Origin of the sequence: Loktanella agnita, from assembly GCF_046640325.1 — a bacterium.
GTDB lineage: Bacteria > Pseudomonadota > Alphaproteobacteria > Rhodobacterales > Rhodobacteraceae > Yoonia > Yoonia agnita.
Genome location: NZ_JBJMBF010000045.1, coordinates 1 through 1,326 on the forward strand (window position 1 = coordinate 1; position 1,326 = coordinate 1,326).

Annotated in this window: 2 protein-coding genes; both read right to left on the reverse strand. The window is 50.8% G+C overall.

What is annotated here, in order from left to right; genetic code table 11:
- Positions 1–37 precede the first annotated feature (37 nt).
- Positions 38–688 carry a hypothetical protein gene (locus ACJ5NV_RS20375; RefSeq protein WP_411646710.1) on the reverse strand — a complete coding sequence of 217 codons (651 nt, stop codon included), beginning with the start codon at positions 686–688 and terminating at the stop codon, positions 38–40.
- Between the two features lie 52 nt (positions 689–740).
- Positions 741–1,166, reverse strand: coding sequence for a helix-turn-helix domain-containing protein (locus ACJ5NV_RS20380; protein WP_411646711.1), 426 nt, complete (start codon positions 1,164–1,166; stop codon positions 741–743).
- Positions 1,167–1,326 lie beyond the last annotated feature (160 nt).

The window sequence follows — 1,326 nt, forward strand, 5'->3', positions numbered from 1 at the left end:
GCTTAACTAAAACCAGATGAGCGATAACTCTTCAAAGTCAAAACGCCATTTGTCTCAAACCATTTGATGACGGACAGAATGTCGTGATTGACTTGCTGTTCTTCGTCCGCACTTCACGCGCATCCTGATATACGCAACCGTCGATCATGTTCATATGCTTAAGCCTCAAGGAGGCAACTGCGCCATCCCGCGCGCCTGTCAGCATAAGGAAAGCAAAAATCGCTTTGTTGCGTTTGTCCGCTTCGGTGACCTCGGGCATGAAGTTAAACGCGTGGCGGGTCATTTCCATCGAGGGGTATGGCGTTTCGCGCACTGTGCTGGCGACCCGTTGGCCCTTGGCATCCATGTTGAAATAGTCCGCGTCGGAATGGCGAATACGGCTTTTGTAACCTGATTGATCAGCGAGCCAAAGGAAGAATCCCTTGTTGGCGTTTAGAATCGTACGGATCGTTGATTTCGACAACGGCTTGCCCGTGGCCTTGCTGATCTCGGCGTTGATCCGGTCTTGGAACTTATTCACCTGTTCGATGTGAAAGCGTTTGAAGTCGGCGTAATTGGTGCTGGCCTCAAAGCGTAGAATGCCTTCGGCAGCCTTCTGCACCGTGCTGGCATCTTTGCGCCTGGCGCGCTTGAGGTATTGCAGGTAGCGACGTTTGATGCGTTCGTTTTCTTCATTGAATTTCCGCATGGGACTGCTCCGCTCGGTTTGTGTCAGTTTAGGACGATGACGAAGGTATCAATTAAGGTTCGCTGCCTGCCTCTTTCGTGATCTTGAATACCGCCGCGAAACTATCAGCCGTGGAAGTAGCAATCATGCGGGTGCAGACCCCATCACAGCGTTCGCAAACGCCTTTCAACAACGATGTCCTTTGAGAGATTCGTCCGATTGTGACGGACATGCCTACGGGTTTTTGAGCGGCACGACATGATAGACAGAAGAGCTGATCTGGACCCAATGGACGCTTTGCAGCTTTGTATTTGGCGCGTAGATATTCTTGGATCGCTGCACCCAGGATCAGATAGGGTTTGCGTGATGACATCACCGCTAACCCGTCTTTGATCCAATTGCGGATCGTTGCGGGTGTTTTGCCTAATGCCACGGCAGCTTCGTTGATGTCGTATGTGAGCGCCGATTTGACTGACATTGGGTTTGCGCGCTTACCCATCGGTTTGCCCCTCAAACAAGGCGCGGATATCTTCAACTTTCCAAACGGTTGTGCGTGGACCTAGCTTTTGAGGTTGGGGAAAACTGTCCGTCATCAAATGGTTTGAGACAAATGGCGTTTTGACTTTGAAGAGTTATCGCTCATCTGGTTTTAGTTAAGC

Bases quoted from the DNA above. Each gene is read 5' to 3' on its own strand.
- ACJ5NV_RS20380 (WP_411646711.1), bottom strand. From the start codon at position 1,166: ATGGGTAAGCGCGCAAACCCAATGTCAGTCAAATCGGCGCTCACATAC.
- ACJ5NV_RS20375 (WP_411646710.1), bottom strand. From the start codon at position 688: ATGCGGAAATTCAATGAAGAAAACGAACGCATCAAACGTCGCTACCTG.